Here is a 25737-nt window from a genome sequence, read left to right as displayed (position 1 = left end):
ATTCTTCCAAGAAGTTAGGGAACGCGTCCAGTCTGAGGTGAAGTTTTGGCCCCAAAATCTGTGGTTGCGGGGCCCTAAGCCCTTCGACGGAGTGATGGGTCGGGCAGAATCACCATGCTGGAGAATGAGCCGGTCACGGGAACGGAAGGCGGGCTGAAGCGCTGGCTCGAGGGTATCGGTCTTAGCCACTATACCGATCTCTTCGCGCAGCACCGTCTCGATCTCGACGTCATGGGGGACCTGACCGAATCCGATCTGGTCGAGCTCGGCTTGCCGCTTGGCGATCGGAAGCGGCTCCAGCGGGCGATGTCCGCGTTGTTCCGGGCCGAAACCGCGGAGAAGGTCGACGCGACGGCGCGCCCGCAAGTCCGGACGGAGGTCGGCGCCGAGCGGCGTCAGCTCACCACCATGTTCTGCGACATGGTGGATTCCACCTCGCTCTCGGTGCAGTTCGATCCGGAAGACGTGCGCGACATGATCGCGAGCTTCCGCGAAACCTGTGTCCGCGTGGTGAAGCATTACGAAGGTTTTGCCGCCCGCTTCGTCGGGGACGGCATTCTGGTCTATTTCGGCTATCCGACCGCACATGAGGACGACGCCGAGCGCGCCGTGCGCGCGGGGCTGGAAATCGTCCGGGTGCTGTCGACCGCCCGCGAGATCGAGCCGCGTGGTGCGCTCAGCCACTCACCCGCCGTCCGCATCGGCATTGCGACCGGCATCGTCGTGGTTGGCGACCTGGTCGGACAGGGCACCGAAGAGCGCGACTCCGCGGTCGGAGAAACCGTCAATCTCGCCGCGCGCCTGCAAGGCCTGGCGCCGCCCAACGGTGTGGTGATTTCCACGTCGACCCAGTCGCTGCTGAAGGGGAAATTCGACTACCGCGATCTCGGCGTCCACGCGCTCAAGGGCATCTCGGAGAAAGCCCAGGCCTGGCACGTGATGCGCGCCTCGCGGGTGGAGACCCGCTTCGCCGCCGCGATGGGCACGCGGCTGACCCCGCTCGTCAACCGCGAGGAGGAGATTGCGCTGCTGATGGGACGCTGGCAGCAGGCCAAGGAGGGCGAGGGCCAGGTCGTGGTCAAGTTCGGCGAGCCCGGCATCGGCAAGTCGCGCATCATCCAGGAAATCTTCGAGCGCATCGCGGGCGATCGCCATGGACAGGTCTCGTTCCAGTGCTCGCCCTATTACACCTCCACGGCGTTCTATCCGTTCGCAGAGCAGCTCAAATTCTCTCTCGGTCTCGATCGCGAGGATGCGTCCGCGCAGTCGTTGGCGAGCCTCGAGACCGCGATCGCCGCCGCTCATGGCGACATCGAGCAGGTTGCGCCGCTGTTTGCCGCGCTGTTGTCCATTCCGACCGGTGACCGCTATCCGCCGCTCGAGCTGTCGCCGCAGCAGCAAAAGGATGCGACCGTCGCGGCGCTGGTCAATCATTTCCTCGGCCTGGCGCGCGAGCAGCCGCTGGTGATCGCATTCGAGGATCTGCACTGGATCGACCCGACGTCCCGTGAGGTGATCGATCTCCTGGTCGACCGGGCGCAGAACCGGGCAATCCTGGTCATCATCACCGCGCGCACCGAATTCCAGCCGAGCTGGAACGCCCATTCGCATATCACGACCCTGGTGCTGAGCCGGTTGAGCCGGCAGTTGCGCGCGACGCTGGTCGAGCGTGTGGCGGGACGCGAGCTTCCCAAGGAAGTCATCGAGGAAATCATCGTCAAGACCGACGGCGTGCCGCTGTTCCTGGAGGAGCTGACCAAGACGGTTCTCGAATCCAACCTCCTGACCGAACGGCACGGGCGCTACGTGCTGTCGGGCCCGTGGCGGCAGCTCGCGATCCCGGCGACGCTGACGGACTCGCTGATGGCGCGGCTGGACCGGATGGGACCGTTCAAGCGGATCGCGCAGATCGGCGCCACCATCGGCCGCGAATTCTCCTACGAGACTCTGCACGCGGTCGCCAACACGCCCGCCGAACAGATCGAGGCCGCGCTCAATCATTTGGAGGAGGCCGGGCTGATCATGCGCCGCGGCCATCCGCCCGACGCGCTCTACTCCTTCAAGCACGTGATGATCCAGAACGCCGCGCATGCGAGCTTGCTGCACAGCGAGCGGCGCAAGCTGCATTCCCGGATCGCCCAGGTGCTCGCCGAGATGTATCCCGAGAAGACCGAGCGCGAACCGGAACTGCTTGCCCATCATTTGACCGAATCCGGCCAGAGCGAGGGCGCCGCCAGCTTCTGGCTCAAGGCCGGCAAGCAGGCGGCCAAGAGCGGCGCCAATCTGGAGGCGATCGGCCATCTGCGCCGCGGCCTCAGCGTCGTGCAAGCCAATGCGCGCATGCAGGGCGCCGACGAGATGGAGCTCGAGCTGCGCATCGCGCTCGGCAACGCGCTGATCGCCGCCAAGGGCTATGCCGTGCAGGAGGTCGAGGAGAACTACGTCCGCGCCCTCGAACTCGGCCAGCAGCTCGACGACGACGAAAAGGCCTTCGCCGCCACGCGCGGGCTCTGGGTCTGTCATTTTATCCGCGCCGATCTGACCCGCGCGCACGATCTCAGCGTCGAGCTGTTGAAGTTCGCCAAGCGCGAGCGGCTGAACGAGGGGACGCAGCCGGCGCAGCAGACCGGCTATCTGATCGAGGCGCATCGCTCGATCGCGATGACCATGCTCTATCGCGGGCGCTTTGCCGTGTCCCAGCACCATCTGCATCGCTGCATCAACCTCTACAGCCCCGACCTGCACTCCGATCTGATGGAGCGGCACGGCACCGATCCCGGCGTCGTCTCGCTGTCCTATCTCGGCTACCTGCTGTGGTTCCTCGGCCGGCCCGACGCGGCGCGCCAGCACAGCGAGCAGGCGATCGCGAACGCCGAGAAGATCCGCCACCCCTTCACGCTCGCCTTCGCGCTCGTGTTCGGCGCCTATCTCTGCCAGCATTTGCGCGATGTCGAAGGCACGCGCGACCACGCCAACCGCGCCATGATCATCGCCACCGAGCACAATTTCCTGCACTGGAAGCAGCAGGCGGCGATCCTGCGCGGCTGGGCGCTGGCGCAGCTCGGCGAGGCCGACGAAGGCCTCAGCCAGATGCGGTTCGGCCTCGACGAATACGAAGCGATGGATTCCTGGCTCGCCGGCTGCTGGTTCCGCTGCCTGCTCGCGGAGGCCTACGCCAAGGTCGGGATGCGCGAGGCCGCCTTGCGCGCGCTGGACGGTGCGCTCGCGACCGCAAGACGGACCGGCGACCACTCCTACCTCGCCGAAGTCTACCGCCTGCAAGGCGAGATCACCCTGTCGGACGGCGATCCGGCCTCGGTGCCGGAGGCCGAGGACCTGTTCAACCTGTCGCTGGAGATCGCGCGCAAGCAGGGCGCGCTGTCGTGGGAGCTTCGCACCGCCGTCAGCCTCGCGCGCCTGTCGCACGAAGCCGGCAAGCGCGAGCACGCCAGGCTCCTGCTCGTACCGATCGTCGGCAGGTTCAGCGAGGGCTTTTCCACGCCGGACCTGAAACAGGCGATGCAACTGATCGACGAGCTCGGCGCGGACGTGCCTGTTCGCGAACAGGCCGCCCCCGTGAGATGAGCGATCTTGCCGCCGCGCGTGCGCGTTACGTGGAGCTGATCGCAAAGCGCGAGCGGATCTCTTCAACGCGCCTGCTCGAAGCCCTCGCCACTGTTCCGCGCGAAAACTTTCTGGCGAAGGGGCCCTGGCGCATCAAGAGCGAGGCGGCGCGCAATTATCGGCTGACGCCGGATGCCGATCCCGTTCATCTCCAGGACAATGTGCTGGTCGCGATCGATGCGCGCCGCAAGCTCGACACCGGACTGCCGAGCCTGTGGGCGCACTTCATCGATTTGCTCGACGTCGGGGAAAAAGACCGTGTGGTCCAGATCGGCTGCGGGCTCGGCTATTTCTCGGCCGTGCTGTCGAAGATCGTGGGGCCGAAGGGCAGGGTGCGGGCGATCGAATGCGACGAGCGGCTTGCGGCGCGCGCCGCGACCTATCTTGGCGCCTATCGCAACGTCGCGGTCGTCCATGGCGACGGATGCGAGGACATCGGCGAACCCGCCGACGTGATCATCGTTCATGCCGGCTTCTCGCAGCCGCATTCGCTCTGGCTTCGGTCGCTTCGTCCGCGCGGCCGGCTTCTGGTGCCGCTGACCCAGCGGGACCGCGAAGGCGCCGCCCTCAAGATCACCCGCAAGGGCAAGGGGTTCGAAGCCGAGGCGGTGCAGCAGATCCGGATCTTCCCCGGCCAAGGCCGGGGTGTGACCGCGCTCGACGACCGCGTCGCGGACTGGTGGCAGCGCGCTTCCGCGCTGGCGCCGCTGCGCTTTCGCGGCATCGCGCAGGGGCTGCCGTCGGATGGCTAATGCTTCGTTTCATTTTACCTTGATTGCGAATGTAAGTTTCCAACCCGTCTCGGCCCCGCTATGACTACGGCCTGATCGCCATACGAGCGCGCCATGCATTCCGTTGCCCTGCTGACCGCCAGCTACGCCAAGGATATCGAGCGCTTTTCGCTGCTCAGCGAGAGCATCGACACCTGGTTGACGGGCTACACGCGGCATTATGTTCTCGTTAACGATGAGGATCTGCCGCTGTTCGCGCGGTTCGCTTCCGACAAGCGTGTCATCGTTCCCGCCTCGCGCTATTTGCCGAAATGGCTGTGGGCGCTGCCGCCAGCTCTTCAGTTCATCAGCAAACGGCGCGTCTGGCTGTCGCTGCTGTCGTCACCTGTTCATGGCTGGCACATCCAGCAGATCCTCAAGATCGCCGGCGTCCTCAACGCGCCCGAGCAGCGCGTCTGCATCCTGGATTCGGACAATCTCTTCTTTCGCGAATTCGACGTCGGCCAATACGCCGGCACCGAGAAGACGCCGTTGTTCGTCACGCGCAACGGGATCGACGCCGCCCACCCCTTGCATGTCCTGTGGCTCCGCACCGTCGATCAGCTCCTTGGCATCAAGGACCGGTCCTTCCCCGCGGACGACTATGTCGGCAACGCACTGGTGTGGGACAAGGACACCGCGCGCGCGATGACAGACGCGATCAAGTCGGCAACGGGATTGAACTGGGTTCTGGCACTGTGCCGGAAGAAGAAGTTCTCGGAATACCTCATGTACGGCCATTTCGTCGCGAACTCGCCCGCGCATCTGGCCGCCCATCGCGTCACCGAAGACAGCATCGCGGTCTCGCATTGGGACGATACCCGCCTCGACCGTCCCGCCATCGAAGCGATGATGCGCGCCGCTTCGCCCGACCAGGTGGCGCTGTGCATCCAGTCCTATTCGTCGACCTCGATCGACGACATCCGCGACGTGTTCCGCCTCAGTTCGCGCGACCGTCGCGGTCCGAGCCTGTCGCCGGATCACATGGGCGACGAGGCCGAATTCGAGACGCCGAAGACGCGCTAGAGCATCATCCGGAAAAGCGTGCAGCGGTTTTCCGGAAAGATCATGCTCAAAATAAAGCCGCTCAAACGTCTCTCGTGAACTTTCCGATCACGTTCATGAACGGCTTCGGCTTGAACTCGCCGTCGAGCGGCAGAGGACGGTTCGGCTGCTTGTCGGCGCGGGCAAAGGTGCCGTTGATCCAGCTGTAGCGGTCCGAGAGGCCCCAGGTCAGGATCGAGCGCACCGGTCCGCTGGTCGAGATCGCGGTCAGGAGATCATCGACGCGCTTGGCGACGATGGCATCGCGCTCCGCCGGCGTCCCGGTCAGCTTCTGGTCGTCGACATCGAGCTCGGTGACGTACACCTCGAGGCCCCAGGCGCGCAGCTCGGTGACGAATTCGGCGAGCCCATGGGTGTCGATTTCGAGCTCGGCATGCAGATGCGATTGCAGTCCCACGGCGTGCAGCGGCACGCCCTGGTCGAGCAGCTCCATGATGAGATTGCGGTAGGCCGCGCGCTTCGCAATGAACGTGTCCTTTGCCGACTCGATGTCGTATTCGTTGATCGCGAGCTTGACGAATGGGTCGGCCGCGGCCGCCGTGCGAAACGCCAGCGGAATCCAGCGATTGCCCAGATGCTGCGTCCAGAACGAGTCGCGCCGGTCTTTTGGACTGCGCGGATTGTCCGGGATCGGCTCGTTGACCACGTCCCACGACGTCAGCTTGTCCTTGTAATAGGAGACGACGGTGCCGATGTGGTCGACATAGGCGCGTTCGACGCCTTTGGCATCCTTGATCTGCTTGGTCCAGTCCGGAATGTCGTGATACCAGGCGAGCGCGTGGCCGCGCATCGTCAGGTCGTTCTGCCGGGCGAAATCCAGGATCGCGTCGGCACGTTCGAAGGCAAAGGTGTGCGCGTCGGGACGCAGCATCGGCCATTTCAGCTCGAGCACCGGAACCACCTGCGTGCAATAGGTGCTGATGGCTTCGCCGAGCCTGGGATCGGCTTGCAGATCCCAAAGCGTGGCCGCGGCACCAAACCCCTGATAGCGCTGGGCGAGTTTCGACGCCGGCGCCGCGGACGCAGATGCGCCCGCCGCGAGTGCTGCGGCGCTGCCGAGGAGAAATTCGCGTCTGTCGAGCCTGGTCACGGCATTCCTTATCGAGCCAATGCGCCACCGTACCAAGCGACGCCCTGCAACGCCGGGGTTTCCCCTCGTTGGGTTAACTTTGCCATCCGCGAATCTCGGTTCCTTTTCGTCGCCGCGCCGCCGTCAGGGAAGGGCAAATTTAACGCTAACCCGCGAAAGCGGCTTCAAAGCCGCATTCGCCGCCCGATCTCCAGACTTATGTGACACTCTTGAGGGATGCTGCGGCGCAATTCGTTCGCCCCGCCATGGTCCAATTGATGAACGGCCGTCACACTCGCAACAACGTTGCCGGTCCCGTGCTCGCATGCTGAATCGCCATTTCTCGATTTATCTCGTTGCCTACATCCTGCCTGCGGCGGTGGGCTTCTTCGCCGTCACGGCCTACACGCGGCTGCTGACGCCGGCGGAGTACGGCGTCTATGTCGTCGGCATCAGCCTGGCCGGCATTCTGGGCGCGATCTTCTTTGCCTGGATCAAGCTCTCGGTGTCGCGCTATCAGGCGATGTCGGCCGAGGTGGATTTTCGCGGCACGGCAATGGTCGCCTTCGCGCTCACCGTTGCCGTCCTCTGCGCCACCACGCCGCTGGTCTTCCTGTTCCGCAGCGATCTCAGCGTCGGGCTGCTGCTGGCCAGCATGTTCGTCGCGATCATGGCGAATGCCGTCGATGTCGGCCAGGAGTTCGAGCGCGCAAAACTGCGCCCTTACAGGTTCGCGGCGATCTCGATCGTGCGCAGCGTGTCGAGCGTCGGTTTCGGCCTGCTCGGCATCTGGCTCGGCTGGGGTGGACTGGGACTGCTCGCCGCATTCGGCCTGGGTTCGCTCGCGGGGATCATCCTGAACCTCGTCGGTGACCGCACCAGGATCGCGCGCTTTCAGCGCAGCCAGTTCGTGCAGCTCGCGCGCTACGGCCTGCCGCTGACGCTGGCCGGATTGTCCGTTGCGGTCTACTCGGCCTGCGACCGCCTCATCGTGGCTTATTTGCTCGGCAAGGACGCCGCCGGCATCTTTGGCGTCGCCGCCGATCTGCCGCGACAGTTCATGGTCATGATCGCCTCCAGTGTCGCCGCTGCGACCGTGCCGCTGGTGTTCCGGTCATTGTCGGACAAGAACACCGAGACGACGCGGGAGCGGCTGACCGAGAGCCTCGAACTTCTGCTCGTCGTGGTCGCGCCCGTCGCCGTCTGGCTTGCGCTTGCGGCCGACCAGGTCGCCGGCACGCTGGTCGGCGTCGACTTCCGCGCCGGCGTATCGGTATTGCTGCCGACATTGGTGCTCGCGCGCTTGTTCGGCATCGCCAATCAATTCTACGTGCAGATCAGCTTCCAGCTTGCCGAGCGACCGTTCATGCTGGCGGCGCAGTCGTTCCTGACGCTGGTTATCAGCGTGGCGTTGATGTTCGTGCTGGTGGCCGGCCATGGCCTCTACGGCGCGGCGCTGGCGACCCTTGCAACCGAAGCGATCGGCTTCCTCGTTGCCGTCGTCCTGATGCATCGCGCCCATCCCGTCCCGTTCGACCTCCACCGCCTCGCCGGCGTTGCCGTCTCCGCCGCGGCAATGGCAGCTGCGATCCTCGTGGCCCGATCCCAGGTCAATGGCATCGGCCTCGTCCCGCTCATCGTCGTAAGCCTCGCCGGCGGGCTCGCTTATGCCGCCGCAGCGTGGTTGCTGAACGTCGCAAATGTCCGGACGCTGTCGCTGCGTTTCCTGCGAACCTTCAACCGCAAGGCGCTGGGCGTTTAAGCCGCGATGTCTGACGAGGCCCGGCCTCGCCGTCTGAAGCCCTGAAAGCGCCGCTCGGCTTGGCGATGGCTCAGTTCCGACTGGAAGCGGTCCAGGCGGAGGGCGATTTTGTTGCGTCCGTGGCCATAACCGTGCTTCTTGGGCGGCATGTCGGGAGCGGAGCAGATATGACCCAAGGAACGCCGGAAATCCGCGCATCGGCGCAGTTGCTTGCCCGCTATCGCGAGCCCGACAATGCGCGGGGTGTCCTCGAACTGGCGATCACGGCGATCCCGTTTGTCGTCATCTGGGCTCTAATCTGGGCCGCTCTTGACCAGGGCTACTGGTTTGCCCTCCTGCTGGAGGTGCCCGCGGCGGGTTTGCTGGTCCGCCTCTTCATGATCCAACATGATTGCGGACACGGCTCGTTCTTCCGCGGCCGCGTTGCCAACGATTGGGTCGGCCGAGCCATCGGTGTGATGACACTGACGCCATACGGCTACTGGCGGCACAACCATGCAGGCCATCATGCGAACTCCGGCAATCTCGACCGCAGGGGCCTGGGCGACATCGATACGTTGACCACGCGCGAATTTCTCGGGCGGTCGCGATGGCGTCGGACGCTATATCGTTTGTATCGGCATCCCCTCGTGATGTTTGGCGCCGGTCCCTCGTATTTGTTCATCTTGAAGCACCGATTGCCGGTCGGGATGATGCGTCGCGGCTGGAAACCCTGGCTGAGCACGATGGGCACGAACATCGCCCTCGCGGTTCTCGTCGTCACGATGATCCAGCTGGTCGGCTATGGGCCGTTCCTGCTTGTGCATTTGCCGATCATTGTTCTGGCGGCGTCGATTGGTGTCTGGCTGTTCTACGTCCAGCACCAGTTCGAGCACACGCACTGGGCCCACGACGAGACCTGGAATTTTCACGACGCTGCGCTGCACGGCAGCTCTCACTATCAACTGCCGGGTGTCCTGCGATGGTTCACGGCAAATATCGGCGTCCACCACATCCATCATTTGTCCAGTCGAATTCCCTGCTATCGCTTGCAGGACGTATTGCGCGACCATCCGCAGTTCGCTGGTGTCGGGCGGATTACGCTGCTCCAGAGTTTGCGGACCGTGCGGCTGACCTTGTGGGACGAGGAGCGGCAGCGGCTCGTCTCCTTTGGAGAGGCACGGGCTAGCCAACGTTCAGCCGGCATCGCCGCGCTATGACCCTGCGCTCCGGCTGAAGTTCTATTTCCCAGCGCGGAATTCTGGGCGCAAAATGGACGGTCGGCCTTTGCATTTTGCGGTCTTGTGGAGCTTGTCAATCAAAGCTTGTTCTGGTCAGTATGGGTTTGAAATTGCGCAGCAATAAGCGCATTCATTCGTCAACTAAAGTCGAAATTCAGCGAGGAAACGTCATAATGCGCAAGCTAGCTTTGGCTATTGCCGTGATCGCCCCCATGCTCGGTCATGCCGCGTGGGCCGAGGACACGATCAAGATCGGCTACATCGATCCGCTCTCCGGAGGCGGAGCCAGCGTCGGCGAGGGCGGTCTAAAGACATTCCAATATCTGGCCGACGAACTCAATGCCAAGGGCGGCATTCTCGGCCATAAGGTCGAGATCGTGCCGCTCGACAACAAGACCAATCCGCAGGAGAGCCTGGTACAGGCCCAGAAGGCGATCGACGCCGGGGTCCGCTACATCACCCAAGGTAACGGCTCGTCGGTCGCTGCGGCCCTCTCGGACTTCATCACCAAGAACAACACCCGCAATCCCGGCAAGGAAGTCCTGTATTTCAACTACGCCGCCGTCGATCCGAGCCTGACCAACGAGAAGTGCAGCTATTGGCATTTCCGCTGGGATGCGAGCTCCGACATCAAGATGGAGGCGCTCACCAACTACATGAAGGACACCGCCTCGATCAAAAAGGTGTACCTGATCAACCAGGACTATTCGTTCGGCCAGTCGGTGCGCACCGACGCGCGCAAGATGCTCGGAGCCAAGCGGCCCGACATCCAGATCGTCGGCGACGAGCTGCATCCGCTGCTCAAGGTTACGGACTTCTCGCCGTATATTGCCAAGATCAAGGCGTCCGGCGCCGACAGCGTCGTCACCGGCAACTGGGGCCAGGACTTCGCGCTGCTGCTCAAGGCCGCGGCCGATGCCGGTCTGAAGGTGAACTGGTACACTTATTATGCCGGCGGCGCCGGTGGCCCGACCGCGATCAAGCAGACCGGTCTCGATCACCAGGTCTTCCAGATCACCGAGGGCTTTGCCAATTCCGGCAACCAGACGGCAATGGATTACGAAAAGGCCTTCCGTGCCAAGGTCAACCTCTCGCTCTGGTATCCGCGGGCCGTCAACGAGATGCGCATGTTCAAGGCCGCGGCCGAAAAGGCCAACTCGATCGACCCGGTGAAGGTGGCGGCAGCGCTCGAGGACCTGAAGTTCGAGGTTCTCGACGGTGGCACCGGCTTCATGCGCAAGGATGACCACCAGTTCTTCCAGCCGATCTATATTTCCTCTTTCGGTAAGCTTGCTGCGAACGATCCTTTCGACGAGGAAAACACCGGCTGGGGCTGGCATGGGGTCTCCAAGGTCGATACCGCGCAGGCCATGGTCTCCACGAGCTGCAAGATGACGCGGCCGTAAACCACGCACGCCGCCTTGCCGCAGCCGTTACGGGCTGCGGGGAGGCGGTGGCCAGAATATCTGATCCGTTGGACAATGTTCGCCGGGCCATAGGGGCCAGGATATTCAAGAGTGCGCTGTGCTTGAACTTGTTGTCATTTCGACCCTGAACGGTGTGCTGTTCGGCATGCTGCTGTTCCTGCTGTCGAGCGGGTTGACCGTCATCTTCAGCATGATGGGCGTGCTCAACTTCGCCCATGCCAGCTTTTACATGCTCGGCGCCTTTTTCGGCTTCCAGCTCACGAAGTGGATTGGCTTCTGGCCTGCACTCGTGCTCGCACCGCTGTTGGTGGGCGCCATCGGCATGGCGGTGGAGCGCTATGGCCTGCGCAACACCCACAAGCACGGCCATGTCGCCGAACTGCTGCTGACCTTTGGTCTTGCCTTCGCGATCGAAGAGATCGTGTCGATGATCTGGGGCAAGAGCCCGCTCGACTATCGCGTGCCGGCGCTGCTCGACTTTCCGGCCTTCACGATCTTCTCGACCAATTATCCTGCCTACAAGATATTCATGCTGGCGGTGTCGATCGTAATCTTCGTGGCGCTGCTGGTGGTGCTCAAGCGCACCCGCGTCGGCCTCATCGTCCAGGCGGCGCTGACCCATCCCCACATGGTCGGGCATCTCGGTCACAACGTCGGGCGCGTGTTCATGGCGGTGTTCGGTGTCGGCAGCGCGCTGGCCGGGCTTGCCGGCGTCATTGCCGGACCGGCTTTGGTGACGCAGTCCGACATGGCCGCTTCGCTCGGGCCCATCCTGTTTGTGGTCATCGTATTTGGCGGCCTCGGCTCCTTGCCGGGCGCCTTCGTCGCATCGCTCGTCATCGGACTGGTCCAGACGTTCGCAGTGGCGCTCGATGGCTCGCTGGCCAGCGCGTTCGGGCCGCTCGATCCGTCGGCGGGACCGTCCGTCCTTGCCGATATCTGGAACGTCACGATCGCCCAGGTCGCACCGATCGTTCCTTATATGCTGCTGGTGCTCATTCTGATCGTTCGTCCCATGGGCCTGATGGGGACGCGCGAGTCATGACGACTGCAACGACTTCGACGCCGAACGTTACAGGCAAGCCCGCCGGCGGAAATTTGCGCTTCTACGGCGTCTGGCTGATCGGCGTGATCGCGTTGATCGTCCTGCCGATGATCTTCTCCTCCGGCGGCTCGCTGACGTCCTTCAGCCTGATCGGCATCGCGATCGTCTTCGCGCTCTCCTACAACATCCTGCTCGGCCAGACCGGGCTGCTGTCGTTCGGGCACGCCGTTCACTATGGCCTTGGCGGCTTTGCTGCCTGCCACATGATGAATGCGGTGACGTCGCATGGCTGGCCGGTTCCACTCCCGTTCATTCCGCTGTTCGGCGGGATCGGTGGTCTTGTTTTCGCGATGATCATCGGCTGGGTCATGACCAAGCGCGCCGGCACCGTGTTCGCGATGATCTCGCTCGGTATCGGCGAACTGGTGGCGTCCTCCTCGCTGATCCTGCGCTCGGTGTTCGGTGGAGAATCCGGCGTCACCACGGACCGCACCGCGCTGCCGAAGATGTTCGGTTGGACCTTCGGCCCGCAGCTTCAGGTCTATTACCTGATCGCGTTCTGGTTGGTGTTGTCGGCCGTGGCGATGTACGCGCTGACCCGGACGCCGCTCGGGCGGATCAGCAATGCGGTCCGCGACAATCCTGAACGTGTCCAGTTCATCGGCTACGATCCCCATGTCGTCCGCTATCTCGCCTTCTGCTTTGCAGGGTTCTTCGCCGGCATCGCCGGCGGCCTTGCCGCGATCAATTTCGAGATCGCGAACTCCGCCTATCTCGGCGCGATCCAGTCCGGCCTCGTGCTGTTCTCCACCTTCATCGGCGGCACAGCCTACTTCTTCGGCCCGATCCTCGGCGCGATCCTGGTGACCTATCTCCAGCTCGGGCTGACCAGCGTCACCAGTGTCTGGCAGCTCTATTTCGGCATCATCTTCATCGGGATCGTGATGTTCTCGCCCGGCGGTATTGCCGGCTTGGTGATGATGCATCGGCCACTGGTTCGCGCCGGGACGCTGTGGACTGTGATCCCGTCCTATCTCGTCGCGATCGTGCCCACCGCGGCGCTCGCCTTCGGCGTGATCCTGACGATCGAGACGATCGCGCGCTATTCAGGCGGGGACGCCATCAACCTGTTCGGCATTGGGTTCAAGCCGACATCGCCGGTGACATGGATCAGTGCTGCGGTTCTCGTTGTCGGCGGCGCGTTCGTCGCGCGGGTGACCTGGCGGCGGATTGCGGATGCGTGGGACAGGGCCGCCACGGTCGCCCGTGACCGGGGGTATCTGGCATGACGGCAGCCATCGAAGTCCGCGCCGTCGAAAAGCGCTTCGGCAATGTCGGCATCATCCGCGACCTCAACCTCTGCGTCGTACCAGGTGAGCGGCACGCCATCATTGGTCCGAACGGCGCCGGCAAGTCCACGACGTTCAATCTGATCAGCGGCCATATCAAGCCGACCTCGGGCGAGGTTCGGCTGAACGGCGACTTGATCTCCGGCCTGCGGCCGTTCGAGATCAACCGGCGCGGCCTGTCGCGCTCGTTCCAGGTCACCAACGTGTTCGCCCGGATGACGGTCTGGGAGAATGTCCGCTGCGCCGTGCTGTGGGCCACAGGGCATCGCTACGCGTTCTGGAAGAACGTCGATAGTCTGCCCGAGGTTCGCGAGCGCACGGCCCGGATCCTGGACGATATTCATCTGACGCACCGACGCGACGTGCCGGCGGGCCTTTTGACCTATGCCGAGCAGCGCGAGCTCGAAATCGGCATCACCATCGCGAGCGGTGCCACCGTCGTCATGCTCGACGAGCCGACCGCCGGCATGAGCCACGCCGAGACGGAACGCGCGGTGTCGCTGATCCGGCGGCTGACCGAGGGCAAGACCCTTGTCATCGTGGAGCACGACATGAGCGTCGTGTTCGGCCTGGCCGACCGCATCTCGGTGCTGGTCTACGGGCACATCATCGCGTCGGGCACGCCGGAAGAAATCCGGCGCGATCCGAAGGTCAAGGAAGCCTATCTCGGCGAGGAAGCCCACTGATGCTCGAGGTCAGGAATCTCCACGCCTATTACGGCAAGAGCCACATTCTCCAGGGCGTCGACCTCGACGTCGCCGCAGGCGAGGTCGTGAGCCTGCTCGGCCGCAACGGCGTCGGCCGCTCCACCACGATCAAGGCGATCATGGGCGAAGTGGCGCCGCAAGGCACGATCCGCTTCAAGGGCAGGGATATCGCCGGTCTGCCCAGCTACAAGATCGCACGCCTCGGCCTCGGCTACGTGCCCGAACATCGTGACATCTTCCCGAGCCTGACGGTTCGTCAAAATCTCGTGCTCGGCATCAAGGACACGCGCCGTCCCGGAAAATGGCGGCTTCAGGACATGCTCGACATGTTCCCCAATCTTGCCGCGCGCGCCGATACGGACGCGGGCGTGCTGTCGGGTGGCGAGAAACAGATGCTCACCACTTGCCGGACACTGATGGGCGACCCGGATCTGATCATGATCGACGAGCCGACCGAAGGCCTGGCGCCCCTGATCGTGCAACAGGTTGGTGATCTCATTGCCCGCATCGCCGCGGCAGGTGTCGCAATTCTTCTCGTCGAGCAGAAGCTGTCGATCGCGATGCGCATCTCGAAACGTGTCTACATCATGGGCCACGGCCGCGTCGTCTTCGAAGGGACGCCGGATGAGCTCAAGGCCAACGCCGCAGTGCGCCAGGAGTGGCTCGAGGTCTGACGCCGGGTCCACGTTGATCCGGAACGCCTGCCGGACCTGATCTGATCCCCGGACGCAACTTGCCAAGCTTGGCCCCATAGCGGACATTCTGCCGCAGCGGCGCCCGCCAGGGCCAGCTTCGGCCGCACGCCGCCCTTCCGCCTGCGTTAACCGTCGTATATGAGAGATTTATCGCCGGAACGTGCCGAATATCGCCACAGACGGAACGTAAGGCGGCTGCGATTTATTAATTCAAAGATCGCAATCTGATCAATGACCGGCGGCCTGGCATTTCGACCGAGGATGGCATGAGAAACCTGATGACAACGGCGCAATCTACCGTGGCGATGCGGCGTTGGGGGCCTCCCGGAATTGTGACCCTGGCGGCAATGCTCGCCTTTACGGTCGTGGGCCCGGCGACCGCGGCCAAGCAGGCGCGCCAGCCGGCCGAGGCGGTGGCACCACGTGAGGCCGGCGAACCGATCATGGCGATCGTCTCGATCAAGAGCCAGCAGGTCACTTTCTACGACGCCGAGGGCTGGATTTTTCGCGCGCCGGTGTCCACCGGCACGACGGGACGCGAGACGCCGGCCGGAGTCTTCGCCATCGTCGAGAAGGACAAGGATCACCGCTCGACCATGTATGACGACGCCTGGATGCCGAACATGCAGCGCATCACCTGGAACGGGATCGCGCTGCATGGCGGGCCGCTGCCCGGCTATGCCGCTTCGCATGGTTGCGTGCGGATGCCGTTCGGCTTCGCGGAGGGGCTGTTCGACAAGACCAATATCGGGATGCGGGTGATCATCTCGCCGAACGACGCGGCTCCGATCGACATCGTTCATCCCGCATTGTTCATGCCGAAGCGGGACGCCATTGCGGCGGCACCGGGCCAAATCGGCAGGCTCTCCGGCGAGGCCGAGGAGGCCACAAGGGCGGCCGACGAGGCCAAGAAGGCCGCGACGGCGGCGGCGAAAGAGGCGGCCTCGCTGCCGGTCTCGCTGCGCAAGCTGGAACAGCAGAAGACCCGCGCTGACGCCGAGCTCGCCTTCGCCGACAAGCAGTTCGCGGCCGCCAAGTCCGATCAGGCCCGCGCGAAGGCCGAGGAGCTGAAGCAGAAGGCCGCCACCAGGGCCGCCGACGCGGCGACGCAGCTCGATGCCGCCAAGGCCGCCGCACAGCCGAAGCGCGATGCGGTCGCGGCCACGAAAGAGGCGGCCAAGGCGGCAGCGGCCAGGAAGGCCGACGCCGTGAAGGCTGCGACCGACGCAAAGCTCGCGCTCGAGCCGGTCTCGGTCTACATCAGCCGCGCGACGCAGAAGCTCTATGTGCGGCGGAACACGCACAAGCCGGCGCCGGACGGCGGCGGCGAGGTGTTCGACACCAGCATCGAGGTTCCGATCACGATCCGCAATCCGGACCAGCCGCTCGGCACGCACATCTTCACGGCGATGGCGAAGAACGACGCCGGCTTGCGCTGGAGCGTGGTCACGATCGAAGACGGCGACAACGCCAAGAACGCGCTCGACCGCATCACCATCCCGCAGGAGGTGCTCGATCGCATCGCGCCGACCGCGTTGCCGCGGTCCTCGATCGTCATCTCGGACGAGCCGCTGAGTGCGGAAACCAACTACCGCACCGAGTTCGTCGCGGTGCTGAGCAACCAGCCCCAGGGTGGTTTCATCACGCGCAAGCCAACCGCACCTCCGATGGCCATGGCGAGCGACGACGGCTGGGACAATGGCGGCAACGGTTTCGGCTTCTTCTTCCAGCGCGATCCGAACCCGCAGCCCGTCAATCCGCGCCGGCGCGGCCAGTATCAATATTATCAGCCGGCGCAGCCGATGCAGCGGGGCTTCTGGTAGGCGGCGGGCGGATCGAAGCCCGCTATTATCGACGTGCCTCGATCACGATCGCCTGAATCTTACCCTCGATCGCTCCGGCTCCGTGGCGCGTTCGGATCGCCTCGGCGACGATGTCGGTCGCAGCCTGAAGCTTGCTGGCATCGCGTGCCTCGATCTCGCTGCGCAGCGGCGTGCCCTGGCAGAGCGCGATGGCGACGTGGTCGTGCGACGGCGCGCGGCTTATTTCAGCTCGCGTTTCGATCGATATGTCACGAAAGCCTGCGCGTTCGAGGTCCGTTCTGATGACGGCCTTGTCGTGATAGCCGTGCGGCGTCCGGGCCATGAAACGGGGCGGGTCGTCGGGGAACAGTTTTTCGAGCGCGATCGTCGCTTCATGCGTCAGCACATTGTCCTCGATGCGGTCCCAGACGTTGAACACGAACGTGCCGTCGTCTTTCAGGACGCGCTTCACTTCCCCGTAAGCCTTGACGCGGTCCGGAAAGAACATGGCGCCGAACTGGCAGCAGGCCACGTCGAATTGGCCATCGTCGAAGGGCAGGGCCGATCCGTCGGCCTGGCGCCACGAGATACGATCGTCGTCTGCCTGACGCTGCGCAGCGACGGCGAGCATCGGCTCGTTGAGGTCGGTCGCGACATAACGGACGCCGGGCGGCAGCGCCGCCGCCACCGCGCGCGTCACCGCGCCGGTGCCTGCCGCGATCTCGAGCAGCACGGAGGGAGACAGGGCCGCGACACGTCTTGCGATGTCGTCGGCGTAGACGGCGAAGATCATCGGGACCAGATATTCGTCGTAGAGCTTTGGGATCGAGCCGGCGAAAACCTTGTCAGTGTTGGACATGCTTGCCTCGCTGAAGGTTCGGACACGAAGCTCATATTACCATGGATTGCCGTCTACCGCGCCAGCAGCGCGGTGAACCCGGCCGGTTCCTGCATCGCCTTGCGGGCCTCCAGCGTCATCGGCTCGTAGCGGCTGCCGTTGAAGATGCTGAGCCGGCTTTCGACACCGCTTGAACCGGCATAGCAGCCTTCGGGCGTGTAGCTGACATAGCCCTCGTCGCCGAAGCCGATCGCGGTGAGGAGCACGCGCCGCTCCGCGATGTCCCAGACCTTGATGGTCTTGTCCTCGCTCGCGGAGATCAGCCGCGTGCCGCCCGGAAAGAACGCGACCGCCTCGATATCCTCCTGATGGCCCGCGAAGCTTGCAAGCAGCCGGCCGCTGTCGGCATCCCACAAATTCACCGATTTGTCGCGTCCGCCGCCGCCGGTCACGATGCGCTTGCTGTCCGCGGACCAGCTCGCCGACACGACATAATCGCGATGCCCGGTGAGAAGGCGCGACGTCCCGTTCTTGACGTCCCACACTTTTGCCGCGCCGAGCTCCGCATCCGAGCCGGCGGTGACCACGCGCGTGCCGTCAGGCGAATAGGCCACACGTAACGCCTTGCGGCCGTAGGCGTCCCTGATGTCGATGGTGCCGCTGGTGCGATAGAACCTGATCTTGCCGTCGAAGCCTGCCGAGACGAACTCGCCGGAACCTGAGGGCGCGTAGCTCAGCGAGCGCACCGGCGCGCGCGCGGGATCGGGGCTCTGGTGATCGAGCCTGCTCTTGGCGAGCTCGCGGGTTCCGAGATTCCAGATGCGCACGACGCCGTCCTCGCCGGCCGCGGCCAGATATTTGGGCGTGGGCTCCGGCGCGAAGGCGACCGCGAATTGTTTTGCGCCGGCATCGAACGTCAGGCTCCGGTCGTCGCCTTTGAGATCCCAGACCTTGACCTTGCCGTCCCATCCGGCGGAAGCGAGCAGCGTGCTGTCGGTCCAATAGTCCAGCGCGTAGATCGCGCCGGCATGTCCCCGCAGCACGCGCGTCAGCCGGAACGAGGATGCATCCCAGAGCCGGATCACGCCGTCGTCGCCGGCGGTGGCGATCTCCCGGCCGTTGGGGGAAACGGCGATGGTGCGCACGCTCGCACCCTCGACATTCGGCTTGATGGAGACCGGGACGAAGGGCCCTCCGACGGCGTCGTTGCCGCGCCGCGCGAGACGCGTGGTGCAGCTCGAGGAGGGGACGGCAGCGACACTCTTCGTCTCGTTTGCCGGCGGGGCGGCGAGCGCAAGCGGCGCAACGGTCGCCGGAGCCGCCGCCACCTTCGGCGCGACGAAGGGCTTCGTTGCTTGCGGCTGCGACGGCAGGACAGGTGAGGTCTGCACCTTCTTCGCTTCAATCGCGACGGGGACCGGTGCCGGCGCAGGCCGTGTGGCGGCTGCGGCGAGCTTGTTGCGCTGGACCTTCGCGAGATCGGTGTAGAACCCGCTCGGATGCGTCGCGATGTAGAGGTCCCAGGCTTCGACCGTGCCGACGCGCTCGGAGAATTCGTAGTCGCGCGATGCGCTCGTGTCGGTGGATGCGAGGGGGGCTGGCGGTGGAGCAGTCGGCGCAGCCGCCGGCGCCAGCACGACGTCGTCGCCGCCGAGCGAGCCGTAGATGAAAGGCTCCTGCCTGTTGGTCGTGGCCTGGAGCACCTCGTCGCGGACATAGCCGAACGCCTTGCGCAGATCGAGGCCGGGGGTCGCGAGGTGATGTGCCAGCGCGGTCGCGAACGGGCTGTTCTTGCCGTCGCCGTCGAGCGCGGTCAGGCCCGCCTTGGCGGCGAAGGCCACCAGCGTGTTCGGGCTCGACGGCTCGACCTTGGCGAGGCCGCGCGCGACCGCCCGCGACGCCATCGTGCGCTTCATGTTCTTCGAGAACGGATTGTCGCGGCAGGCGTCGAGAATGACGAGACGCAGCCGTTTCGCAGGCTCGATGGCGACCAGGACACGGTCGAGCCCGATGGTCTCGTCATAGACATCGGTGTCGTTCTCGAGCTGGGCATCGACGGGAACGAGATAGTTGTTGCCGTCGATCTCGATGCCGTGGCCGGCATAGTAGATCACGGCGATATCGGCGCTGCGCGCTTTGGCGCCGAAGTCGCGCAAGGTCCGCCGCATGTCCTGGGCCGAGAGGTCGTTGCGCGCATCGACGACGGTGAAGCCGGCCTTCTTGAAGGTCTCGGCCATGAGGTTGGCGTCGTTGGCGGAATTGGCGAGCTTGGGCGCGCGCTGATACGCCGAATTGCCCATCACCAGCGCCATGCGCTGGTCGGCAAATGCGTCGACCGGCGCGAAGACTGGAGCCAATGCGCCAAGAAGAAAGAGATAAAAAAAACTTCATCACGGCCCCCAAGCCGGGACATCTGCAATGCCGGCGAGAATATCCGACCGGGGCCGCAATACAATTTCTATTTGGTGCCGGCCGCGCTTCTCCTCCTTGCAGCCGGCCGGCATTCAGCCCTCCGATTTCCCCCCACCGACCTCGCGGATCGGCCGCGTGCCGTCCCAGCTCAAAGCGGCCTGCCGGACCTTCTCGAAGAACGGCCCCTTGGTGCCGCTGATGTCGGAGATCTCGATCACGGTGCCGGGATGGGCCTGGGTGTCGAAATAGGCAAAGCGCCCTCTGTCGCCGCCGATCTGGCCCTCGTGGCCGATCCTGTAGCCGAGCCCGAGCGCCCTGTCGTAGAGCGCCTGGTAGTCGTGGCTCCAGTAGGACATGTGCTGGAGGCCCTCGTGGCCGGAATCGAGGAATTCCCTGTACAGCGAGGGCGCGTCGTTGCGCTGCTGGATCAACTCGATCTGGAGATCGCCGGAATTCGCCAGCGCGATGCTCATCTCGACGGCTGAGTTTTCGCCGCGATGGCGGAACCAGTCGGTCTTGACGCGGTCCATATAGTACCACGGACCGACGCCCATCACTTCGATCCAGTGCTTCATGGCGGCGTGGATGTCCCGCACCACATATCCGTTCTGGCGCACCGCGCCGAAGATGCGGCTCATGCCGGCGCTCCCCTTGTCATCTCGATCACTCGATTCATTTGACCTCGATGCCCGCGTCCTTGGCGACCTGCTTCCAGGCCGCGATGTCGCGGGCGTTGATGTCACGCTGCTCGTCGCCCGGCACGAATTGCGGCGTGATGCCGAGCCCCAGCAGCTTCTCCTTCACCTCGGCATCGGCGAGCGCGTCCTTCAGTGCCGCCGACAGCTTTTTTGCGATCGGCTCGGCAAGACCCGCAGGCGCATACATCGCCCAGGACAGGCTGCGATCGAACGGCACGCCCTGTTCCTTGTAGCTTGCGACATCCGGCAGGCTCGGTGAACGCTCGCCGCAGGCGGCCAGCGCCTTGATCGAGCCGTCCTTCACCAGCGGCGTCGCGGTCGCCATGTCGAGCGTCGCCAGCGAGATGTGGCCGCCGAGCAAATCGCCGGCCAATTTGGCGATGCCGTTGAACGGCACGTGGTCCATCTTGATTCCGGTCTGCTGCATCAGGATTTCCGCGCAGAATTGTCCGGTCGAGCCCACGCCCCAGCTTCCGTACTGGATCGGCTCGCCCTTCTTGGCCAGCGCGATCAGGCCCTTGATGTCGTTGGCCGCAAAATCCCTGGTCGCCACCAGCATGATCGAGGACGTGCCGATGCGCCCGATCGTGGTGAAATCCTTGATTGAATCGTAGGGCAGTTTCGGATAGATCGCCGGAGCCAGCACATGGGTGGTCATGCCGCCGACGGTGATGGTGTAGCCGTCATTCGCCGACGCCGCGACCATCTGGGTGCCGAGCGTGCCGGCAGCCCCGGTGTGGTTCTCGATATAGACGCTCTGTCCGAGCGTCTTGCCCATCCTGTCGCCGAGCAGCCGCCCGATCACGTCGCCGCCGCCACCGGCCGCATAAGGCAGCAGCATCCTGATCTTGTGGGTGGGATAGGCGGCCGGGTCCTCCGCGCGCGCGGGCAGCGCCGCTGAGAGCAATGCGAGCAACGACAGTGTGATAATGCGCAGCTTCATGGTGTCTTTCCCCCTCAATCTTCGAACCGAAACCGGAATGCCTCGCCGTGCCGGAGCACGCGCCCCGCGGTCGGCGCCGGAAAATGGCCGGTGAGCAGATAGCTTGGCGTGTCCGCGAGCTCTTCGAGCAGCGCGACCCGCGTCGCGATCGCAGCAGCCGGATCGACATCGGCCGCATTCGACAGCCAGGGCGCGGCACACTGGATCGGATGATGGATGACGTCGCCCGACATCACCGCGTGATCGTGGCCGCCATTGAGATGGATCTGCATGTTGCCGGCGGTGTGGCCCGGCGCCGGCGCGAAGTGCAAGGCGGCATCGCGATCGTCAAACAGGCGATGATCGGTCTCGACGAATTCGGCCAGGCCCACCGCGACCACCGGCAGCACCGAATCCTCGAACGAGCCGTGGTTCACCGGGCTCTTTGGCGCGGCATTGTGCGCGGCCTCGAAGTGGCGATATTCGGCGCGCCCCATCAGATAGCGCGCCTTGGGGAACGTCGGCACCCAGCGGCCGTCGATCAGCCGCGTATTCCAGCCGACGTGATCGACATGCAGATGCGTGCACATCACGAAGTCGACCTGTTCGGGCCTGACGCCGAGCGCCTGCATGTTTTCGAGATAAGGCTGGTCGAGGTTATTCCACGCGGGGACGCGCGGCCGCTGCTTGTGATTGCCGCAGCAGGTGTCGACGATGGCGGTCCAGCGCGGCGTTCGCACGAGATAGGAGTGGTGGCTGAGGATGAAGCGGCCGGTCTGCGGCTCGATATAGCGATGATCGAGCCAACTTCGGTTCGCCGCGATCACCTCGTCGGTGATGTTGGCGAACAGCCAGGCCTTGTCGAACGCGAGTGCTGCGATCTCGCTGACGAGATCGATCCGCATGCTGCCAACCTGGACCGGCCGCATCGCTCAGTTCTTCAGGAGTTCGCCGAACGGCATCCAGCGCGTGCCGTCAAACCGGATGAGCTGGAGGCTGGTCATTGGCGTGAAGCGTTCGGGCGAATTGTTCACCGCGGTGCCGTTGATCAGCATCGGCAGGCGCACGTCCTTCATGGTCGTTGCCTGCTTCATAACATTGGCGCGGGTGAGGTCGTTGCCGGCGGCCTTGAGCACGGTCACCAGCGTCTGCGCGATGGTGTAGCCATAGACGTTGAGCCAGTCGCTCTTGTTGGCGTCCGGCAGATACTTGTCCATGAAGGCTAGCCATTCCTTGTAACCAGCATCATCCTTGGAAGCCGGATCGGTCGCGTCCTTCAGATACTGGCTGGAGATGACGCCGGTGGAATTATCCTTGCCCGCCGGCTCGAGCACGCCGCTGATCGAGGCTGAGACGTTGGAGATGATGGTCACGGGCTTCCAGCCGATCTCGCCGATCTTGCGGATTGCCTGCGCCGCAAACTTCGGCGTTGCCGCCACCAGCACCACGTCCGCGCCTGCGGTCTTCAGTTGCAGGATCTGGGTGTCCACCGTCGGCGCCGAGGTTTCATAAGCCGCGCGCGCGACGATCGCCTCCCCGCTGCCGAGCCCTTCCTCCAGCGCCTTCAGATAGTCCTTGCCGAGGTCGTCGTTCTGGTAGAGCACGCCGATCTTCGCGCTGGCGTGGCTCGCCTTGATATATCTGGCGTAGGCGATCGCCTCGTCGCGATAGGTCGGCTGCCAGCCGACGGTCCACGGGAAGTTCTTCGGATCGTCCCACTTCGCCGCACCCGAGCCCAGGAACAGCTGCGGCACCTTGCGGTCGTTGAGGTATTTGTGGACGGCGTTGTTGGTCGGCGTGCCGACGCCGCCGAAGATCAGCAACACTTCCTCGCTCTCGACCAGCCGCCGCGTCTGCTCCACCGTCTTCGGCGGGCTGTAGGCATCGTCCGCGATGATCATCTGGATCCGGCGTCCGTTGACGCCGCCGTCGTCGTTCACCTTGCGGAAATAGGCCTCCGCGGATTTCGCGATCTGCGCGAAGGCCGACACCGGACCGCTCAACGGCGCCGTGGTACCGATCTTGATGGTCTTGTCGTCGACGCCGGGATCGTATTTGCTTTGGGCCTGAGCGGTGCTTGCTGCGAGCATCGGTAACAGGATGCAGGCAGCGCGAAGGCGGGCGAAGCGCGCCATGACCTAGTCTCCCCAAAGTTTGCTCTCCGCTTCTCTGAGGCGCGGAGTTGAAACGAACGATCGTTCGTACGGTTGACTAGCGAACGATCGTTCGTTAGTCAAGCGCATGGCTGTCCACACCACCAGCGCGGCGGAAGCGGCTGCGCCCACGACCCGCGACCGCATCCTGACCGAGGCACTCGATCTGTTCGCGCAGAGCGGCTATGGCGGGGCCTCGATGCGCGAGCTCGCGCGTCGCGTCGGCATTCGCGAGAGCAGCCTCTACAATCACTTCGCCGGCAAGGCCGCGATCCTCGAGGCGATCGTCAGCGAGCACGGTCCGGCCAGTTCGGCGAGCAGGCTGGAAGAGCCGCGCTACAAGCAGCTCGCGCGCCAGCCCGCCGCGTTCTGCCGGCAGTTTGCATTGGACCTCGTCGAGCAATGGTCCGATCCGCGCGAGCACCAGTTCCAGAAAGTCATCACCGCCGAGCGCAACCGCGTGCCCGGCATCCGCGCCAAATTCGCCGATCATTTCTACGCGCGCGAGCAGAGCATGATGACGGATTATTTCCGCGGTTTTGCGCTCGCCGGCCTGGTCTCGACGCCGGACCCGCGCGAGACCGCGCGGCTGTTCGCGGCCGGCCTCATCTATATCCGTCTCGAGCATTACGTGATGGGCGCGGCACCGTCGCCGCGGCCGAAGGTGATCGAGGCGATCGACCGCTATCTGGCCTTCTTCCTGTCGCTGATCGCGGCGGATGGCGGGACGCGGGACAACAAGAAACGAAAAGCCAAGGGAGAGAATCGTGGCAAGGCTGCCCCTGATTGATCCGGAGACGACCAGCGGCGACATCCGCGCCTCGTTCGACCGCATGCCGGTCAAGCTCAATATCTTTCGCATGATGGCCCATGCCGAGGCCAACATGATCCCGGCGATGCGGCTCGGCAATTCGATCCTGCACAAGCAGAAGCTCAGTGCGGTCAACCGCGAGCTCCTGATCCTTCAGGCCGCCCAGCTCGAAGGCGGCGCCTATGAATGGCGCCAGCATGTGCCGATCGCGCTCGGAGTCGGCTGCACGCAAGCCCAGGTCGATGCGGTCGAGCGCGCCGACTATGATGCCGCCGGCTTGAGCGAGGCCGAGCGCGCGCTGCTGAAATTCGGCCGCGAAGTGGTCGAGAACGTTCGCGTTCCCGAGGCGACCTTCGCCGCCATGCGCGAGCATTTCAGCGACCAGGAGATCGTCGAATCCATCGTCGCGCTCGGCTTCTACATGATGATGGCGCGTGTCACCGAGGCGACCGAGACCGATCTCGATCCGGCCGCCGGCATGAAGGTCTATGACGGCGGCAAGAAATAGGCGGCGCGCATGTCTGAAAATTCCGAGACAAGGCCGGACCGCTATGTCCGCCCGCCAAGCGCCGAGTCACTGGGCGAAGCGCCGGGCAGGGGACGTCTCGAGGGCCGCCGCATCCTGATCGTCGGCGGTGGCCAGCGCGTGTTCGACGCCGCCACCGATCCGATCGGCAACGGCCGCGCCATGAGCATTCTTTGCGCCCGCGAAGGCGCGAAGGTCGCGGTTGCCGATCTCAACCGAACCTCGGCCGAGCATACCGTGAAGCGCATCACCGACGAGGTCGGCGAAGCCTTTGCAATTGCCGCCGACGTCACCTCGGAGACCGACGTCGTGCGCATGGTCGACGAGGCGCATCGCGCCATGGGCGGCCTCGACGGCATGGTCCTCAACATCGGCACCTTCGGCAAGGTCGGGCTCGATGCCGTCAGCCCCGAGGAGTGGAATGGGATCTACGACGTCAACGTCCGCGGCCCGATGCTATGCTGCCGCGCAGGCCTGCCGAAATTCGACAATGGCGGCGCCATCGTCTTCATCTCCTCCATCGCCGCGCTGAAAGCGGGCTCGCAGATGGCGGTGTATGATTCCTCCAAGGCCGCGCTCGGCGGCCTCATGCGCAACATCGCCCATCTCGGATCGCGCCGCGGCATCCGCGCCAACCTCGTCTATCCCGGCCTCGTCGACACGCCGAATGGCCGAGAGGCCGGCGCCGGCCGCGCCTCGCGCGGCAAGGGCCACGTCCCGTTCGGCCGCCAGGCCACCGCCTGGGAAATCGCCTATGCCGTGCTGTTCTTCCTCTCGGACGAGAGCGTCTACGTCACCGCGCAGACGCTTGCGGTCGATAGCGGATTGAGCGGGATGTGAGG

The 25737-nt window shown here is 64.5% G+C and carries 21 protein-coding genes; 14 read left to right on the top strand and 7 right to left on the bottom strand.

Annotated features, from left to right (window positions below; genetic code table 11):
* The first annotated feature begins 114 nt into the window (after window positions 1–114).
* The 3 genes from C7G41_RS31945 (at window position 115) to C7G41_RS31935 (ending at window position 5420) form a co-directional block, all read left to right on the top strand.
* Window positions 115–3585: an AAA family ATPase gene (locus C7G41_RS31945; protein ID WP_106946261.1), complete on the top strand. Its 3471-nt coding sequence runs from the start codon at window positions 115–117 to the stop codon at window positions 3583–3585.
* Window positions 3582–4376 (top strand): protein-L-isoaspartate O-methyltransferase, encoded by a 795-nt coding sequence (locus C7G41_RS31940; protein WP_106946260.1) that lies wholly within the window; start codon window positions 3582–3584, stop codon window positions 4374–4376. The genes C7G41_RS31945 and C7G41_RS31940 overlap by 4 nt, the downstream gene beginning before the upstream one ends.
* A gap of 93 nt (window positions 4377–4469) precedes the next feature.
* Window positions 4470–5420 carry a DUF6492 family protein gene (locus tag C7G41_RS31935; RefSeq protein WP_106946259.1) on the top strand — a complete coding sequence of 317 codons (951 nt, stop codon included), beginning with the start codon at window positions 4470–4472 and terminating at the stop codon, window positions 5418–5420.
* Between the two features lie 61 nt (window positions 5421–5481).
* On the opposite strand, the gene C7G41_RS31930 is transcribed toward C7G41_RS31935, so the two are convergent.
* Window positions 5482–6549, bottom strand: a complete 1068-nt coding sequence (locus tag C7G41_RS31930; RefSeq protein ID WP_106946258.1) for an endo-1,4-beta-xylanase — start codon at window positions 6547–6549, stop codon at window positions 5482–5484.
* Between the two features lie 304 nt (window positions 6550–6853).
* On the opposite strand from C7G41_RS31930, the gene C7G41_RS31925 reads away from it, so the two are divergent.
* From C7G41_RS31925 to C7G41_RS31890, 8 genes are all read left to right on the top strand, one after another.
* Entirely contained in the window at window positions 6854–8290 is a 1437-nt protein-coding gene (locus C7G41_RS31925; protein ID WP_106946257.1) for a lipopolysaccharide biosynthesis protein, read from the top strand.
* 167 nt (window positions 8291–8457) lie between these two features.
* Window positions 8458–9489: a fatty acid desaturase gene (locus tag C7G41_RS31920; RefSeq protein ID WP_106946256.1), complete on the top strand. Its 1032-nt coding sequence runs from the start codon at window positions 8458–8460 to the stop codon at window positions 9487–9489.
* Between the two features lie 194 nt (window positions 9490–9683).
* Window positions 9684–10916, top strand: coding sequence for a branched-chain amino acid ABC transporter substrate-binding protein (locus C7G41_RS31915; protein WP_106946255.1), 1233 nt, complete (start codon window positions 9684–9686; stop codon window positions 10914–10916).
* A gap of 118 nt (window positions 10917–11034) precedes the next feature.
* Window positions 11035–11982 carry a branched-chain amino acid ABC transporter permease gene (locus C7G41_RS31910; RefSeq protein ID WP_106946254.1) on the top strand — a complete coding sequence of 316 codons (948 nt, stop codon included), beginning with the start codon at window positions 11035–11037 and terminating at the stop codon, window positions 11980–11982.
* Window positions 11979–13271: a branched-chain amino acid ABC transporter permease gene (locus tag C7G41_RS31905; RefSeq protein ID WP_106946253.1), complete on the top strand. Its 1293-nt coding sequence runs from the start codon at window positions 11979–11981 to the stop codon at window positions 13269–13271. Before C7G41_RS31910 ends, C7G41_RS31905 begins: the two co-directional genes overlap by 4 nt.
* Entirely contained in the window at window positions 13268–14017 is a 750-nt protein-coding gene (locus tag C7G41_RS31900; RefSeq protein WP_106946252.1) for an ABC transporter ATP-binding protein, read from the top strand. The genes C7G41_RS31905 and C7G41_RS31900 overlap by 4 nt, the downstream gene beginning before the upstream one ends.
* A complete protein-coding gene (locus tag C7G41_RS31895; RefSeq protein ID WP_106946251.1) occupies window positions 14017–14712 on the top strand; it encodes an ABC transporter ATP-binding protein in 696 nt (231 codons plus the stop codon). The genes C7G41_RS31900 and C7G41_RS31895 overlap by 1 nt, the downstream gene beginning before the upstream one ends.
* 287 nt (window positions 14713–14999) lie before the next feature.
* Window positions 15000–16556, top strand: coding sequence for a L,D-transpeptidase (locus C7G41_RS31890; protein WP_106946250.1), 1557 nt, complete (start codon window positions 15000–15002; stop codon window positions 16554–16556).
* Window positions 16557–16581: 25 nt separating this feature from the next.
* Here C7G41_RS31890 and C7G41_RS31885 read toward each other — a convergent pair whose 3' ends face one another.
* The 6 genes from C7G41_RS31885 to C7G41_RS31860 form a co-directional block, all read right to left on the bottom strand.
* Entirely contained in the window at window positions 16582–17394 is an 813-nt protein-coding gene (locus C7G41_RS31885) for a class I SAM-dependent methyltransferase (protein ID WP_106946249.1), read from the bottom strand.
* 53 nt (window positions 17395–17447) lie between these two features.
* A complete protein-coding gene (locus C7G41_RS31880; RefSeq protein WP_106946248.1) occupies window positions 17448–19730 on the bottom strand; it encodes a caspase family protein in 2283 nt (760 codons plus the stop codon).
* 147 nt (window positions 19731–19877) lie between these two features.
* On the bottom strand, window positions 19878–20423 hold the full coding sequence (locus C7G41_RS31875) for a VOC family protein (protein ID WP_106946247.1): 546 nt from the start codon (window positions 20421–20423) through the stop codon (window positions 19878–19880).
* Between the two features lie 34 nt (window positions 20424–20457).
* Window positions 20458–21426, bottom strand: coding sequence for a tripartite tricarboxylate transporter substrate binding protein (locus C7G41_RS31870; RefSeq protein WP_106946246.1), 969 nt, complete (start codon window positions 21424–21426; stop codon window positions 20458–20460).
* A gap of 14 nt (window positions 21427–21440) precedes the next feature.
* Entirely contained in the window at window positions 21441–22310 is an 870-nt protein-coding gene (locus C7G41_RS31865; RefSeq protein ID WP_245446821.1) for an MBL fold metallo-hydrolase, read from the bottom strand.
* Between the two features lie 27 nt (window positions 22311–22337).
* Window positions 22338–23540, bottom strand: a complete 1203-nt coding sequence (locus tag C7G41_RS31860; protein WP_106946244.1) for an ABC transporter substrate-binding protein — start codon at window positions 23538–23540, stop codon at window positions 22338–22340.
* A gap of 106 nt (window positions 23541–23646) precedes the next feature.
* Between C7G41_RS31860 and C7G41_RS31855 the strand changes: the two genes are divergently transcribed.
* Genes C7G41_RS31855 through C7G41_RS31845 form a run of 3 tightly spaced genes read left to right on the top strand, consistent with a single transcriptional unit; the run spans window position 23647 to window position 25735 of the window.
* Window positions 23647–24348: a TetR/AcrR family transcriptional regulator gene (locus C7G41_RS31855; protein ID WP_106946243.1), complete on the top strand. Its 702-nt coding sequence runs from the start codon at window positions 23647–23649 to the stop codon at window positions 24346–24348.
* Window positions 24326–24877 (top strand): carboxymuconolactone decarboxylase family protein, encoded by a 552-nt coding sequence (locus tag C7G41_RS31850; RefSeq protein ID WP_199198717.1) that lies wholly within the window; start codon window positions 24326–24328, stop codon window positions 24875–24877. The genes C7G41_RS31855 and C7G41_RS31850 overlap by 23 nt, the downstream gene beginning before the upstream one ends.
* Window positions 24878–24886: 9 nt before the next feature.
* Window positions 24887–25735: an SDR family NAD(P)-dependent oxidoreductase gene (locus C7G41_RS31845; protein ID WP_106946241.1), complete on the top strand. Its 849-nt coding sequence runs from the start codon at window positions 24887–24889 to the stop codon at window positions 25733–25735.
* The last annotated feature ends 2 nt before the right edge of the window (window positions 25736–25737 follow it).

Origin of the sequence: Bradyrhizobium sp. MOS002, assembly GCF_003020115.1 — a bacterium.
In the GTDB taxonomy this organism is placed as follows: Bacteria; Pseudomonadota; Alphaproteobacteria; order Rhizobiales; family Xanthobacteraceae; genus Bradyrhizobium.
The sequence above is the reverse complement of the archived record's forward strand: the minus strand, read 5'-3'. Positions and strand labels throughout refer to the sequence as shown.